Genomic DNA, 13,850 nt, shown 5'->3' on the forward strand with positions numbered 1-13,850 from the left:
TTACAATACAGTCTGTTCCAGCCCCAAGAACAGTCTTTCATGGGACGGTATGTCCTTGCTGCCTTTCCGTAAACATTATTCGGAGCCCGGGGGCGGCCGCCGACCGATACGACCGCATTTTATTGCAGCTCTTGGGCAGTGACCCCCACGGGCGTCCATAGGTGAAACCTGTTTGGTTGCGGCAGTCAGGCCGCCTTAGGGATTGATGATTGGCGATTGGCGATTGCGCCTCTGACGTGTTGAGGTATTTGTCGTTGATCATCAGCTTTTCGAGTTTCGGACGAACGTATATCCTGACTGTCAATCGTAGGGTTGTCAGTTTTTCAATCGATAACTGTAAATCAACAATCGCCAATCATAAATAATCAATCCAAAGGGGGGACGAGATGGGTTCAAAGACGGTCATTACCTGCGCCCTTACCGGGCTCCTTACCGATCCGGCCGTTCATCATGTGCCGGTGACCCCGGAAGAGATGGCGGATCACACCGAGCAGGCCTACAATGCAGGGGCCTCGATTGTTCATTGCCACTTCAGGAACCAGGAAAAGGGACTGGGGCATCTCCCCACGTGGACACTGGATACCGTGGGCGCCATCCTGGGTGCCATCAAGGCCAGGGTGCCGGAAATTATCATCTGCATGAGCACAGGGGTGGTAGGTCCGGACATATCCGGCCCTGTCGCCTGCCTGGAAAAATTCAAGCCCGAAATGGCAGCCTGCAATGCCGGATCTCTCAACTATCTGAAGCTGAGGAGCGACGGCTCCTGGGCCTGGCCGCCGACCCTATTTGACAATCCGGTGGAAAAGATCCAGCAGTTTCTGGACGTGATGACGGCCAACCAGGTGGTGCCTGAGTTTGAGTGCTTTGATACGGGAATTGTCCGGAGCGTCATGCTTTTCAAGCAAAACGGCATGTTTGAGGGAGACCCCCATATTTCGTGCGTCATGGGGGTGGCCAGCGGCATGCCGGCAAAGCCGGAATGGCTTCCCCTCCTGGTCAATGAGATGATCGAAGGGACTCATTATCAGGTCATCGCCGTGGGGAGGGAGGAGATATGGCCGCTTCACCGCAAGTGTGTTGAACTGGGCGGAAACGTCCGGACCGGCCTGGAGGACACCTTTTACCTCCCCGACGGCACCAAGGCCGGAAGCAATGGGGTACTGGTGGAGGCCCTGGCCGGGATTGTCCGGGAGGTGGGGCGGGATATTGCCAGCCCGTCCGAGGCCAGGGAGATACTGGGGCTGAGGCCGGCATAGCAGGAGAAGTGCCTAAAGTGCGCTAAGGTGCCTAAAGTGCCTAAAGTTGAAAAACGGCAACGAGCTGAAAGGTCAAAGCTCAAAGCTGAAAGGTCAAAGCGACGAGCATCCAGCAACCAGAATCCAGTATATCCAGCAGAAGTTTAGAAGATGAGAGGGTAAGAGGGTTAGACACAACCTGAAACCAGTATCCAGTATCAAGTATCCAGCAACCAGAAACCAGTAATCCCGCATCCTGCGGGATCTACGCTACGCTTCAACCAGGCGAGCAGACTTAGCCGAGTTTCACAAGAGAAAAGGAGACGTGTAGAGAATGAGCGGAAGTGAAGAGAGTGCCGGGCGTATCGAGGTGAGGGCGCCCATGTCAGGGGTGTTTTATCGCAGTCCTGCCCCGGATCAACCCCCTTATGCAGAGGTGGGGGATGTGGTGAAGAAAAAGCAGGTCCTGGGTCTTTTAGAGACCATGAAGGTGTTTCAGAAGATCAAGTCTCCCTCCAACGGGACGATCATGGAGATTGTGCCGGAAAACGAGACGGCCCTGAAGGACAATGACCTCGTATTTGTGCTGGAGAAGGGATAATCCATGTTCTCCAAAATATTGGTGGCCAACCGGGGGGAAATTGCGCACCGCATTATTCGGGCATGCCGTGAACTGGGAATACCGAGTGTTGCCGTCTATTCGGAGGCGGACAGGGATTCGCTCCATCTCACCCTGGCGGACGAGCAGGTATGCATCGGCCCGGCGGTCAGCGCCAAGAGTTATCTCAACATGGAAAGCATCATCGATGCCGCCCGGGCCGCCGGTGTTGACGCCATCCACCCCGGCTATGGGTATCTGGCGGAAAATGGAAGCTTCGCCAGGGCGTGCGAGGAGGCAGGCGTTGCGTTTATCGGTCCCACGCCGGATAATCTCCACCTGGCAGGGGACAAGCTGACCGCCAAAAAGATCGTTCAGGAAAAAGGGGTCCCGGTCATCCCCAGCAGCCCGGCCGGCGTCAATAGCGTTGCGGAGGCGGAAAAAATCGCCGGAGACATGGGTTACCCGGTGATGATCAAGGCATCGGGCGGCGGCGGGGGCCGGGGCATCCGGACATGTGAAGACCGGGAAATGCTTGTGGAAGAATTCCCCGTTGCGCGGATGGAGGCCCGTGCAGGCTTCGGGAATGACGAGGTCTATATCGAGAAATGCATTGCCCATCCCCGGCACATCGAATTTCAGATCCTGGGCGACCGGCATGGCCGCGTGATCCACCTGGGCGAGCGGGAATGCACCATCCAGCGGCGATACCAGAAGCTGATCGAGGAGTCGCCCTCTCCGGCGGTAACGCCGGAACTGAGGGAGCGCATGGGACAGGCGGCCGTGGCTGTCGCCGAGGCGGTCCGCTACTTCAACGCGGGCACTGTTGAGTTCTTAGTGGATGGAGACGGCAATTTCTATTTTATGGAGATCAATGCGCGGATACAGGTGGAGCATCCGGTCACCGAATTGACCACAGGGATCGATCTGGTCAAGGAGCAGATCCGACTGGCATCCGGCGGGGAACTCGACTACGGGTTCAATGATATCCAACAGAGAGGCTGGGCCATGGAGTGCCGGATCAATGCGGAGGATCCGGAGCGCAATTTCATGCCGTCGCCGGGAAAGCTCGAGCTGTACCGGCCCCCGGGGGGCTTCGGGGTAAGACTGGATACGCACCTCTACCAGGGGTATGAACTTCCCGTGTTTTACGACTCACTCATCGCCAAGCTGATCTCCTATGACCTGACAAGGGAAGGCGCCATCCGTATCATGCGGCGGGCACTAAAAGAGTTCGGGATCGCGCCCATCAAGACCACCATCCCCCTTTACCTCAGGATCATGGATGATCCGTCCTTCCAGCGGGGTGATTTTGATACCGGTTTCATCAAGCGCTTTGTGCCGGATGAGGAGGATGACGAAGACGATTAGTGAGTGAGGCACCAGGGGTCGCAGTAGGCAGCAGGGGGCAGGGAGCAGGGAGCAGGGGGGTATGGTTTTAGTGGTGGCATCTATCACCCATGAGCCATCAGCCAGGAGCCGCGAGCGATCATAACGCGCGACGAGCATCCAGCATCCAGCATCCAGTATCCAGTATATCCGGCAGAAGTTTAGAAGATGAGAGGGTAAGAGGGTTAGGCACAACCTGAAACCGGCATCCAGAATCCAGAATCAAGTATCGAGGGGCTTTATGGACTTTGAACTGACCGAAGAACAGAAGATGTTGAAACAGACCGTGGCCAGGTTTGTGGACCAGCAGATCATTCCCCTGGCCCCGGCGATCGATGAGGCCGAGCGGTTTCCCGAGGAGAACTTCAAGGCCATGGGGGACATGGGTCTATTCGGCATGACCATCCCCGAGGCATACGGCGGCAGCGCGACGGACTTTCTCTCGTGTGTCCTGGTCATGGAGGAAATCATGCGGGGATGCGTTTCCACCGGGAACACCTATGGTGCGCACGCCATCCTCTGCACCGAGAACATCTATAGAAACGGCAACGAGGCCCAGCGGCGCAAATATCTCCCCGACCTGATCGCGGGAAAAAAGGTGGGCGCCCTGGCCATTACCGAGCCGGAGGCCGGGTCGGATGCCCTCTCCCTCAAGACCCGGGCCGTCAGGAAGGGGGACCGGTACATCCTCAACGGAACCAAGATGTTCATCACCAACGGCCCCCTGGCCGACGTGGTGGTGGTCTATGCCAAGACCGACCCGGATGCCGGGCAGAAAGGAATATCCGCCTTTATCGTGGAAAAGGGATTCCCCGGGTTTTCCACGGGAAAGACCCTCCATAAGATGGGGGTGCGGGGGTCGCCGACAGGAGAGCTGATCTTTGAAGACTGCGAGGTCCCGGTTGAAAACCTCTTAGGCGAAGAAAACAACGGGATCCGAGTCCTCATGAGCGGGCTGGACCGGGAGCGGATCATCTATTCCATCGCCCCCATAGGGGTGGCCCAGGGGGCATTTGACCTGGCCTTCCGGTATGCCTCGGAGCGGGTTCAGTTCGGGGCGCCCATTGTCAGCTTTCAAATGATTCAGGACATGCTGGCCGACATGGCCGCCAAGATTCAGGCCGGAAGGCTTCTGGCCTACTGGGCCGCAACCATGGCCGATTCGGGAAAACGGGTCCGGCTGGAGGCATCCTATGCCAAGCTCTTCTGCGCAGAGGTGGGGGTGGAGGCCGTGGGCAAGGCCGTGCAGATCTTCGGCGGATATGGGTTCATCCGGGAATTCCCCATCGAGCGGATGTACCGCGACGTGAAAGGGATAGAGTTCGGGGCCGGCACCAATCAGATTCAGAAGCTGATCATTATGGGAGAGCTGATGCGGAAAGGAAATGCCTAAAGTGAGCTAAAGTGTCTAAAGTGAGCTAAAGTGCCTAAAGTGCGTAAAGAGAGCCTCTTGCAACACCAACGGAACCGTCACCCCGGCGAAAGCCTGGGTCCAGAAGCAGTTGAAAAACCTGGATTCCGGCTTTCGCCGGAATGACATTGAAGGATTTATGAAAAAGCCTCAAGTAACCAAAATTTATAGTGTGGAGCGTAAAGGGCCTTGATCTTAAGTTGTGGTTGGGCATTGAGAGATTGACCGGTCAAATCTATTTGCATAACCCGTTTAGAAGAGGGAGGTCATCATTCAGAGATACCCGGGAACTGAAAACGATTCTTCAATAACCAAATTGGTCCTTCTGGTCCTGTCAATTTTCTTTGAAACGCTAAAGCCTTATGTATTAAGTAAATTCAATAAGTTTAGTTCACTTTAGGCATTTTAGGCACTTTAGTCACTTCAGAAGGAGGAAGCCATGGAAGAGAGGATTTGGCACAAGGCCTATGCCCAGGGGGTCCCGCCCAGCCTGGATTATGAAGCGCTCACCCTTCATGATGCGCTGGAGAGGACAGCCAGGCGGTTTCCCCATACGTTTGCCCTGATCATGATGGGGAAAAAGATCACCTACCGGGAATTGAACGACCTGGTAAACCGTTTTGCCGGGGCCCTGGCGGATCTCGGCATACGGAAAGGGGACAAGGTGGCCCTCCTGCTGCCCAACATGCCTCAGGTGGTGATTGCCTCCTATGCGGTATTCCGGCTCGGCGGGGTGGTGGTCATGAACAACCCGCTTTACACCGAGAACGAACTGGCGCACCAGCTGAATGACTCGGATTCCACCATGGCCATATGTCTCGATCTCCTCGTGCCGAGGATGCTCAAGCTCAAAGAGAAGACCGGGATTAAAAGCATCATTTCCTGCCATATCCGCGACTACCTCCCATTCCCCAAGAAGCAGCTCTTTCCCCTTGTCAAGAAGAAGATGCACCGGAATACCGACCCCGGCGAAGGGGTTCTTGATTTTCTGGATCTTGTGAAAAAGTATCCCCCCACGCCCCCGCAGGCGTCCGTTGACTTTGATGACCTTGCCGCCCTCCTTTATACCGGCGGGACCACCGGCGTGTCCAAGGGCGTGATGCTGACCCACCGCAACTGCAGTATCTGTGTTCAGCAGTTGAGGGCATGGATCTTTGATGCGGAGGAGGGGGAGGACAGCATGCTGGGGACCTTCCCTATTTTTCACTCGGCCGGATTTACCACCGGCATGAACACCGCCATCTACAGGGGCCTGACCCTCATCCTGATCCCCCGGCCCGAACCGGCTGCAGTCCTTGAAATGACGCGCAAGTTCCGGCCTGACTGGTTCCCCTGCGTCCCGACCATTTTTGTGGGCGTGCTCAATCATCCGGATTTTCCCAAGACCGACTTCTCTTTTGTAAAGGGATGCGTCTCCGGCGCCGCACCGCTGGCCGTTGAGACCGTCCATCAGTGGGAAAACGCCGTGGGTGCGGGAATTGTGGAGTGCTACGGCTTGACAGAGACCTCTGTTCTCTCCCACGCCAACCCTTGGCGGGGAAAGACCAAGACAGGGAGCGTGGGAGTCCCGGTCCCGGACACGGATTGCCGGATCGTGGATGTTGAGACCGGCGCCAGGGACATGCCGATGGGCGAGTCCGGCGAGGTCCTCCTCAAGGGTCCCCAGGTGACGCAGGGATACTACAAGAACCCGGAGGAGACGCAGCATGCGATCCGGGACGGGTGGCTCTACACCGGGGATATCGGCTATATGGATGATGAAGGCTACCTGTTCATCGTGGACCGGAAAAAAGACATGATCATCGCCGGCGGTTACAACATCTATCCGAGGGACATCGACGAGGTCCTTTACGAGCATCCCAAGATCCAGGAGGCCTGCGCCGTGGGGATTCCCGATCGCTATCGGGGGGAGACCGTAAAGGTCTTTATCGTGCCCAGGGCAGGGGAGACCCTGACAGAGGCGGAGGTGCTCGCCTTCTGCAAGGAGAAGCTTGCCGCATACAAGGTTCCGAAACTGGTGGAATTCATGGATGACCTCCCCAAGAGCACGGTGGGCAAGGTGCTGCGGAGGGAATTGAGGGAAATGGAGATTCAAAAGGCGAAGGAAAATGCGGGCCGGGAGGGGTGATGGAAACATATGATACAGTGGTGATCGGGGCCGGCAACGGCGGCCTGACAGCGGCCGCGCGGCTGGCGAAGAAGGGCCTCAAGGTCCTCCTGCTGGAACGGCACAATATCCCCGGGGGATGCGCCACCAGTTTCTGCAGGGGCCGGTTCGAGTTCGAGGTGGCCCTGCATCAGCTCAGCGGGATGGGGACCCCGGAAAGACCGGGGCCGCTCCGGATGGCGTTAGCGGGTCTGGGGGTCCTGGACGATCTGACCTTTGTGGAGATGAAAGACCTTTTCAGCGTGTCCATGCCGGACGGCTTCCGGTTGACGCTCAAGGCGGACAAGGAAGAGGTGATCTCCCAACTGGAGCAGAGATTCCCCCATGAGAAGACGGCCATTCACCAATTCTTCGATCTGGTCTACGCCTATGCCAATAACATGCTGGCCGCCTTCTTTTTCAAGGACCCGGCCCCGTCCCGTGACAAATACCCGGTTCTCTACAGCCATGCGTTCAAACCGGCCAATGAGGTCCTGGACGAGATTTTTACCGACCCCCTGTTGAAAGGGATACTGTCTGTCTATTGGGGATACCTGGGGCTGCCCCCCAACCACCTCTCCTTTGCCTATCTTGCCATGCTCTTTTTTGTCTACATCGAGTTCAAGCCGTTTCACATCAAGGGCGGTTCCCAGGCACTTTCCAATGCCATCGCCGATCAATTCATTTCCAACGGCGGCACGGCCCGGTTCAACTGCGGGGCAAGGCGCATCCTTGTTGAAAACGGCGCAGTTCAGGGCGTTTTAACCGACGAGGGCGATCGCATTCAGACAAAAACCGTGGTCTCCAATGCGTCGCAGGTCACTACCTATGCCCAGCTCATGGATGCCACAGACATCCCGGGTTCCGTGTTCAGGGAGATGGGGGGGCGGAGTCTCAGTCCATCGGCGTTTACCATGTTCGTCGGTTTTGACTGCGAGCCCGAAGAATTGGGAATCACCGCATCCACCAACTTCCTGGTGGAAGCGTTTGAGTTTGACGACAGGATCTTCAACCGGATGCGGAGCGTGAACATCACGGACGAGACCATGGTCCTGAGTTGTTACGATGTGTCCGATCCTGATTTCTCACCGCCCGGGACCTGCCAGGCCAATATCGTCACCCTGAAATACGGCGAGCCGTGGATGCGCATCCCGCCCACTCAGTATCACGATATCAAATTCCGATGCGCCGAGGCCATGCTCCGCCGGGTGGAGGCTGTTTTCCCGGGTGTACGGGCCCATGTTGAGGAGCTGGAGACGGCCACGCCCCTGACCCACATGCGCTACCTGGGACACCCCGAGGGCGCCATCTACGGGTTCGAACAGTACACCAAGGATTCCATGTTCTTTCAGCCGGGACGTTATGGGCCCATTGAAGGCCTCTATTTTGCCAGCGGCTGGATCGGGGATTGCGGGTTCCAGCCCACTCTGAACGCGGGGTTGTCGGCGGCCAAATCCATCATCCGAAAATTGAATGCAGCATAAGGAGAAACCATGAGCAAGGCGATCTTCGAGGAATTTGACGGCTATCAGGGGATTGCGGATGAGATCACATTCAGCAGGAAGCATGGGACAGACTATACCATCTACCGGGATTCGGTGAATCAGCAGATTAATCTGCTGCATCCCAGCCGCATGACCCTTCGCGTCTCGGACATCATTGATGAGACGCCGTCCACAAAGACACTCAGGTTGGTGTCTCAGGACGGGTACCTGCCTCCCTTCCTGGCCGGGCAGTATATCGCCCTCTTTCTGGATGCAAAAGGGGTGCGCACCAGCCGGCCCTATTCCATATCCTCCCCGCCCAACCAGACCGGCTATTACGATATAACGGTCCGGCGTGTGGAAGCCGGCCGGGTGTCCACCTATCTCCTGGACGAGGTCGGCCGGGGGGACGCTTTGGAGAGTTCAGGCCCTGCGGGTCATTTCTATTTCAATCCCGTGTTTCACGACAGGACCATGGTCTGTCTTGCCGGCGGAAGCGGCATCACCCCGTTCATGAGCATGATCCGTGAGGTGGTTGAATGCGGTTTGGACAGAACCCTCTATCTTTTTCATGGAAGCAAGACCCTCGATGAGGCCATTTTTTATGATGAGTTGTGCGCCGTTTCCAAGCGGTTCGAGAATATCTTCTATGTGCCGGTGATTGAACATCCACCCGAAGGATATGAAGGCGCAAAAGGGCTGATGACCGGGACCCTCATACGGAAGACTCTCGGCGATCCCCGGGAAAAAACATTCTATCTCTGCGGCCCTCAGGGAATGTATGATTTCTGCGTGCCCGAACTGGAAGTCCTCGACATCCCCCTGCGGAAAATCAGAAAGGAGGTCTACGGCCCCCCGGCCCGCATATGGGAGGACCCGGCATGGCCCCGGGAGATTCAGGCCGATGATCACTTCCGTGTCAGGGTGTCCGGGGCAGACGCAATCCATGCCCGGGCCGGAGAACCCCTTCTGACGGCTCTGGAAAATGCCGGGTTAAGGGTCCCCGCTCTCTGCCGATCCGGTGAATGCAGCATGTGCCGCATCAAGATCCTCTCCGGCAAGGTCTTTCAGCCGGCAGGCGTGCCGGTTCGAAAATCAGACCGGCAGTTCCGCTATGTCCATGCGTGCGTTTCCTACCCGCTGGAGGACTTGGAAATATTGGTATAATCAGGCTATCTTTTTTCTTGCAGGGTCTCAGGGCGCGAAGATTTTTTGGTTTGCTGAGTGTCAACTCATGAGGTAAAAACCGAGGTTCTTTGCATAAGGAGGGGGGTTGTAAACTTCGGCATCAATTTGTTTGTTCTCCACCTTTCTGACCACGACCCGACGTTTCACCAGGGACCTTTTCGGATCATCCAGCCGGAACGACAGGTCAATAAACTCACCGATTCGAATTTGATGCCCCGATGTTATTGTAAAACCGATCTCGAGCAGGGAAATCCCTTCGACCCTCATCCGACCATGTGATTTTGAACTGAGTAATACGAATTCGCCGTCCAGCGATACCTTTTTATGATAGGGTTTCGCCCTTTCCGGCGCTTGTTTCTTCATCTCCTGCTCAAGAAGAGGTTGCAGGTTCTGTTCCAAATTTTCAACGGGTTCGTCTCTGGAGACCGCCTTGTCTCTGGCGAGTTTTTCTTCAAGAAAATGAATCAGCCCCCTGGCGTGATCTGTTTTCACGGAATGAACAAAGATGCTGATGGATACTTCAATATCACCTTTGAGCGTATCGAAGGTCTTGAGTATTCTCCATTTGGCCTGCGCGGCGGCTTCTCTGTCCGTCCCTGACAGGAGGACAATGAATTTATCTCCCTCGTATCGAAATATATCGTCCGTGCGCCGGAAGGTTTTTCTTAGAATGTCGGCAAGATGTTTCAGAACTCCATCAGCAGCCTGACGCCCTTTGATTTCATTAATTCGTTTGAATTTATCTATATCAATGATCATTATGGAGGCATCAGGGCCGTATTGTTTCAACATTTTTTCCCTGTTGCCCAGTGCGCGCTCCAGACTGTATCTGTTTTTAAGGCCGGTTAGGGCGTCCAGTGTCGCCATCTTCTGGAGTGCCTGGTTAAAATAGGCCCTCTCAATGGCTATGGCCGCATACTCTGAAATCGACGCCAGCATATTCAACTCTTCGGGCGTGAACGCCTTTCCGTCTATTTTATCGATTAATTCAATGACCCCGAATATTTTATTTTCGCTCTTGAGCTGCGTTGCCATGTAAGACCGGATTTCCAAACCGTCATAGGGGGCCATGCGATTGCTCAGGCGGATGTCTCTTGAAACGTCTTCCACGATTAATGGGCTTCCTGTTTCCATGATATAGCCCACAATCCCTTCTCCTCTGGGAAGTCTCACGCCCTCCAGTTTCTCTTTGTTTGCCCCCGCCGCAACAGTAAAAATCATGTCCCCGCTTTTCGGGTCTTTCAGTAACAGGGACCAGTGCACAGGCTCAAAAATGCACCCGATCTGGAACATGACAATATCCAGCACCTCCTTGATGGTTTTTGCTTTTGCAAGGGGTTTGCCCAGTTCCAAGCCAAGATCGGAGGGAGTGACATTTTCAGTTGTCTGAAGAATCCCGTCCATTCCTACCGGGGGGGCATTATAAAAATATCTGGTATTTGCCCTGGAAAGTTTAAAATTCGTCCAGAGCAGATTTTCGTGGATTTGGTTAGGGGTTGGAAAAACAAACTGGTAAAACTCGGAAATACGTTCCACTTCCCTGTTCATGGCGCTGATGCAGTTAATGATATCAATCTGTTCAAAATCGATGAAATCCTCGACCTCAGGGGCCAGAATCGGGGGGCAGACCATGTCAAAGGATCCGATGCCCTGAGTCCAGCAGACGAAATTCGACAGGGAAGCAATGGATATCAACACCGCCTCTTCTTTGGAAAGATCCTCCGGTTGAAAGCGTTGATGATGGTATTTTACCGCCAGCACAATGGGTTCAGGCAATTTCCAGAGGGAACAGAAAAAGGCGCCTACATCGTCATGTCCAAGCCCAAGGATTTTTCGTTCCTGTTCAACGATGTTGTCCTGAGAACCTGCAATCCCGTGAAGAAATTCTCCGTAATTCCGTTGGCCCTGAAGATCCAGAAATATCTTTCCCACGTCATGCAGAAGCCCCACGATATAGGCTTCTTCAGGGCGTGAGTATTCAATTTTCTTTGCGATTTCCATGGCGAGCACCGCCACGGAAAGGGAATGACGCCAGAAATGGATCCTGTCAAACTCTCTTGATCTGCCTGATGCAAACAATCCCTGAAAAACAGTCATTCCGATAGAGAGTTTTCTGATCTCATCAAACCCCAGAAGGACAACTGCTTCAGGCAGCGCCGTTATCTTTCTTTGAAGACCGTAAATGGCTGAATTTACAACCTCCAATACCCTGGCCGCACAACCGGGATCGGATTCAACCACCCTTGAAATATCCTCGATCAAAGTGGTTTCATCCCTGGACATTTCAAGCAGTTTTGCCGCTACCTGGGGAAAACTGGGCAGTTCCTTCCTGTCAAAGGTGAGGACCTTTCTGATGTCGGATGTAGAAGGAAGGGCTACTTTATCATTCATATCTCGGTGGTGTCCCTGAAAAACGGATAAGCGATAGTGTAAGGTCGATACATCCGTGAATACCCTTGTGACTCCCGGTTGGAAAAAGCAGAAGGGGATCTTTTTCTGTTTGATACCACGAATGAAACGCTTATACCACTATTTTTCAGCAATACCCAGTTTGAACCTGTTCCCCATGAATTAAAGAAATGCAAATTTTCCTTTAATTGTAAATAGATAGATCAATATTCATGGGTGGAGAGGGCGGGAGATGGTTTAGGAACCGTCGCAATAAATAGATTTCTTATTAATTTCAAAGGCTTAACCCTGAACGTCCTTCCGGACTGTTGGGCGCCCCCTTTCCCGGCTCACCAGTTAAACTGAACGTACCACCGCACATCTTTCCAACGCGATTGCCGACACTACTTTGAAATCGAGCGTCTGCACGGCGAAAAGGGGGTTCGCCCGGATCCGGCCATCAGATCCCCCGCCATCCATGTCGCAGGTCCTTAGGCCTGACTGGCCGGGGGGATAAGCGTCGGCGGGGGGGTGGGCCTGGCAATCTCCGGCAGTCCCCGGGTCAGCCAACCCGATCTGGGCGCAGTAACCAGCCCCCAGAAAGAAATCCAGGAAAGACCGAACAGCCAGAAAAACGAAAACGGGATGGCCCACCGCCACCCGAACCATCCGCCATAACGGAGCTGATGGACCACCGCCGGCAATATGGCGGCCGTGAAACAGCCGACACCGATGGCGATGAACGTCATGAACGGGGACAGGACCATCTGGACCATGAGGCCGGCCTTAAAGGCTTCTCCCAGTGCCATACGAAGGATCTGGGCAGCACTGAACAGCCGAACCCACCCACTCCCGCCATGACCGACACGGAAGCGTTTTACCAAAAAAGAAATCATTGCCAGGTTTTCACGTACATTGCTCCGCGCCCACCGGACCAGCATTCGTCGAAGTCCTCCGTAGGTGACCGGAATTTTCGTCAACACCACCGCGTTCCGCTGATATACTACGCGGTATCCGCAGCCCAGAATCAGGTTGGTAAGGGCGCGGTCTTCGCCGATATTGGCCCGTGCCCCCATGAAGGTTTGATTGGCCCAGTCGAACAGATGCGGCTCAATGACCGCCGCCCGATAGGCAGAAAGGGCGCCGGGTGTACAGAACACCCCGCCATAGACGCTCTGACCGCGACGGATAAAATCAAAGGAAGTGGTGAAGGAGACGTCCATCATTTTGGGGATGGCCCCATCTGCCAGATTAAGTACCCGGACGTTACCGGCCACTGCACCCACCCGTTGATCCCTGACCAGAGGGCTGACCAGATGGCTGAGGGTATCGGGCAATACCTCGGAATCCGAATCGATCGTTACAAGAAAATCTCCTTCGGCCTGCACGAAGGCGGTCAGGAGCGCATGCCGTTTACCCCGGTTCACGGGATTCCGAATCAACTGAATGCGTCCTCCGAACTCATGATTCGCCCGGGTCATCCATGACCACGTATCGTCCTGGGATCCGTCATCCACGCAAATGACCTCCATCTTATTCCTGGGATAGCGGCTGGCCATGATGGAACGGACCGTATGGAGAACTTGCACCCCTTCGTTAAAGGCCGGGATGATCACCGTAATGAAAGGGATATCTCTGTCGTTTACCGGCAAATAGGGATGATAACAGCAGGCAAAGACGATGCGACAACCCAGTGTGAAAAGCGCCGTTAAAGACAATACTATGGCCAGGGGATTTTTGGAAGACAGGATCTGTAACGCGCTTAAGTACTTTAAATCAGCCGACAGGTTTAGCTGCCAGCCCGCAATCCCGACCACCGACGCAAGCGCGCAGGCCAGCAGCCAGGGATAATATGCATCGGCGTTGAACTTATAGAAGGTATTCATCAGCGTTCCTCATAGATACATGATCTAAATTGTTTATCGCTTCCAGACTGAAAGACGGTGGTGCCCCTTTCCAGGGCTCTGGCCTTAATGCCATAAGCATGCCAGAGAGGTTTTCTTATGAAAGT

9 protein-coding genes are annotated in these 13,850 nt (G+C 54.8%); 7 read left to right on the forward strand and 2 right to left on the reverse strand.

Features of this window, described 5'->3' with window-relative positions; translation table 11 throughout:
• Nucleotides 1–386: 386 nt before the first annotated feature.
• The 7 genes from K9N21_16205 to K9N21_16235 all read left to right on the forward strand — a co-directional run bounded on the left by K9N21_16205 (nucleotide 387) and on the right by K9N21_16235 (nucleotide 9,430).
• Entirely contained in the window at nucleotides 387–1,256 is an 870-nt protein-coding gene (locus K9N21_16205; protein ID MCF8145460.1) for a 3-keto-5-aminohexanoate cleavage protein, read from the forward strand.
• Nucleotides 1,257–1,569: 313 nt separating this feature from the next.
• On the forward strand, nucleotides 1,570–1,836 hold the full coding sequence (locus K9N21_16210; protein MCF8145461.1) for an acetyl-CoA carboxylase biotin carboxyl carrier protein subunit: 267 nt from the start codon (nucleotides 1,570–1,572) through the stop codon (nucleotides 1,834–1,836).
• Between the two features lie 3 nt (nucleotides 1,837–1,839).
• Nucleotides 1,840–3,204: an acetyl-CoA carboxylase biotin carboxylase subunit gene (gene accC, locus K9N21_16215; GenBank protein ID MCF8145462.1), complete on the forward strand. Its 1,365-nt coding sequence runs from the start codon at nucleotides 1,840–1,842 to the stop codon at nucleotides 3,202–3,204.
• A gap of 259 nt (nucleotides 3,205–3,463) precedes the next feature.
• Nucleotides 3,464–4,615 carry an acyl-CoA dehydrogenase family protein gene (locus K9N21_16220; protein ID MCF8145463.1) on the forward strand — a complete coding sequence of 384 codons (1,152 nt, stop codon included), beginning with the start codon at nucleotides 3,464–3,466 and terminating at the stop codon, nucleotides 4,613–4,615.
• 457 nt (nucleotides 4,616–5,072) lie between these two features.
• Nucleotides 5,073–6,761: a long-chain fatty acid--CoA ligase gene (locus K9N21_16225; GenBank protein MCF8145464.1), complete on the forward strand. Its 1,689-nt coding sequence runs from the start codon at nucleotides 5,073–5,075 to the stop codon at nucleotides 6,759–6,761.
• The gene (locus K9N21_16230; GenBank protein ID MCF8145465.1) at nucleotides 6,761–8,263 is read left to right on the forward strand and encodes an NAD(P)/FAD-dependent oxidoreductase; all 1,503 of its coding nucleotides are present in this window, start codon (nucleotides 6,761–6,763) and stop codon (nucleotides 8,261–8,263) included. Before K9N21_16225 ends, K9N21_16230 begins: the two co-directional genes overlap by 1 nt.
• A 9-nt stretch (nucleotides 8,264–8,272) precedes the next feature.
• Complete coding sequence (locus K9N21_16235; GenBank protein MCF8145466.1) at nucleotides 8,273–9,430, forward strand: 2Fe-2S iron-sulfur cluster binding domain-containing protein; 1,158 nt, start codon at nucleotides 8,273–8,275, stop codon at nucleotides 9,428–9,430.
• A gap of 60 nt (nucleotides 9,431–9,490) precedes the next feature.
• Here K9N21_16235 and K9N21_16240 read toward each other — a convergent pair whose 3' ends face one another.
• Both K9N21_16240 and K9N21_16245 read right to left on the reverse strand, forming a co-directional pair.
• Nucleotides 9,491–11,842, reverse strand: a complete 2,352-nt coding sequence (locus K9N21_16240; protein MCF8145467.1) for an HDOD domain-containing protein — start codon at nucleotides 11,840–11,842, stop codon at nucleotides 9,491–9,493.
• A gap of 488 nt (nucleotides 11,843–12,330) precedes the next feature.
• Nucleotides 12,331–13,725, reverse strand: coding sequence for a glycosyltransferase (locus K9N21_16245; protein MCF8145468.1), 1,395 nt, complete (start codon nucleotides 13,723–13,725; stop codon nucleotides 12,331–12,333).
• Nucleotides 13,726–13,850 lie beyond the last annotated feature (125 nt).

The sequence above is a fragment of the Deltaproteobacteria bacterium genome (assembly GCA_021737785.1).
Classification (GTDB): Bacteria; Desulfobacterota; DSM-4660; order Desulfatiglandales; family Desulfatiglandaceae; genus AUK324.

Excerpts from the sequence above, each read along its gene's own strand:
- K9N21_16245 (MCF8145468.1), bottom strand. The coding sequence starts at position 13,725 with ATGAATACCTTCTATAAGTTCAACGCCGATGCATATTATCCCTGGCTG.
- K9N21_16235 (MCF8145466.1), top strand. The coding sequence starts at position 8,273 with ATGAGCAAGGCGATCTTCGAGGAATTTGACGGCTATCAGGGGATTGCG.
- K9N21_16240 (MCF8145467.1), bottom strand. The coding sequence starts at position 11,842 with ATGAATGATAAAGTAGCCCTTCCTTCTACATCCGACATCAGAAAGGTC.
- K9N21_16210 (MCF8145461.1), top strand. The coding sequence starts at position 1,570 with ATGAGCGGAAGTGAAGAGAGTGCCGGGCGTATCGAGGTGAGGGCGCCC.
- K9N21_16205 (MCF8145460.1), top strand. The coding sequence starts at position 387 with ATGGGTTCAAAGACGGTCATTACCTGCGCCCTTACCGGGCTCCTTACC.
- accC (MCF8145462.1), top strand. The coding sequence starts at position 1,840 with ATGTTCTCCAAAATATTGGTGGCCAACCGGGGGGAAATTGCGCACCGC.
- K9N21_16220 (MCF8145463.1), top strand. The coding sequence starts at position 3,464 with ATGGACTTTGAACTGACCGAAGAACAGAAGATGTTGAAACAGACCGTG.
- K9N21_16225 (MCF8145464.1), top strand. The coding sequence starts at position 5,073 with ATGGAAGAGAGGATTTGGCACAAGGCCTATGCCCAGGGGGTCCCGCCC.
- K9N21_16230 (MCF8145465.1), top strand. The coding sequence starts at position 6,761 with ATGGAAACATATGATACAGTGGTGATCGGGGCCGGCAACGGCGGCCTG.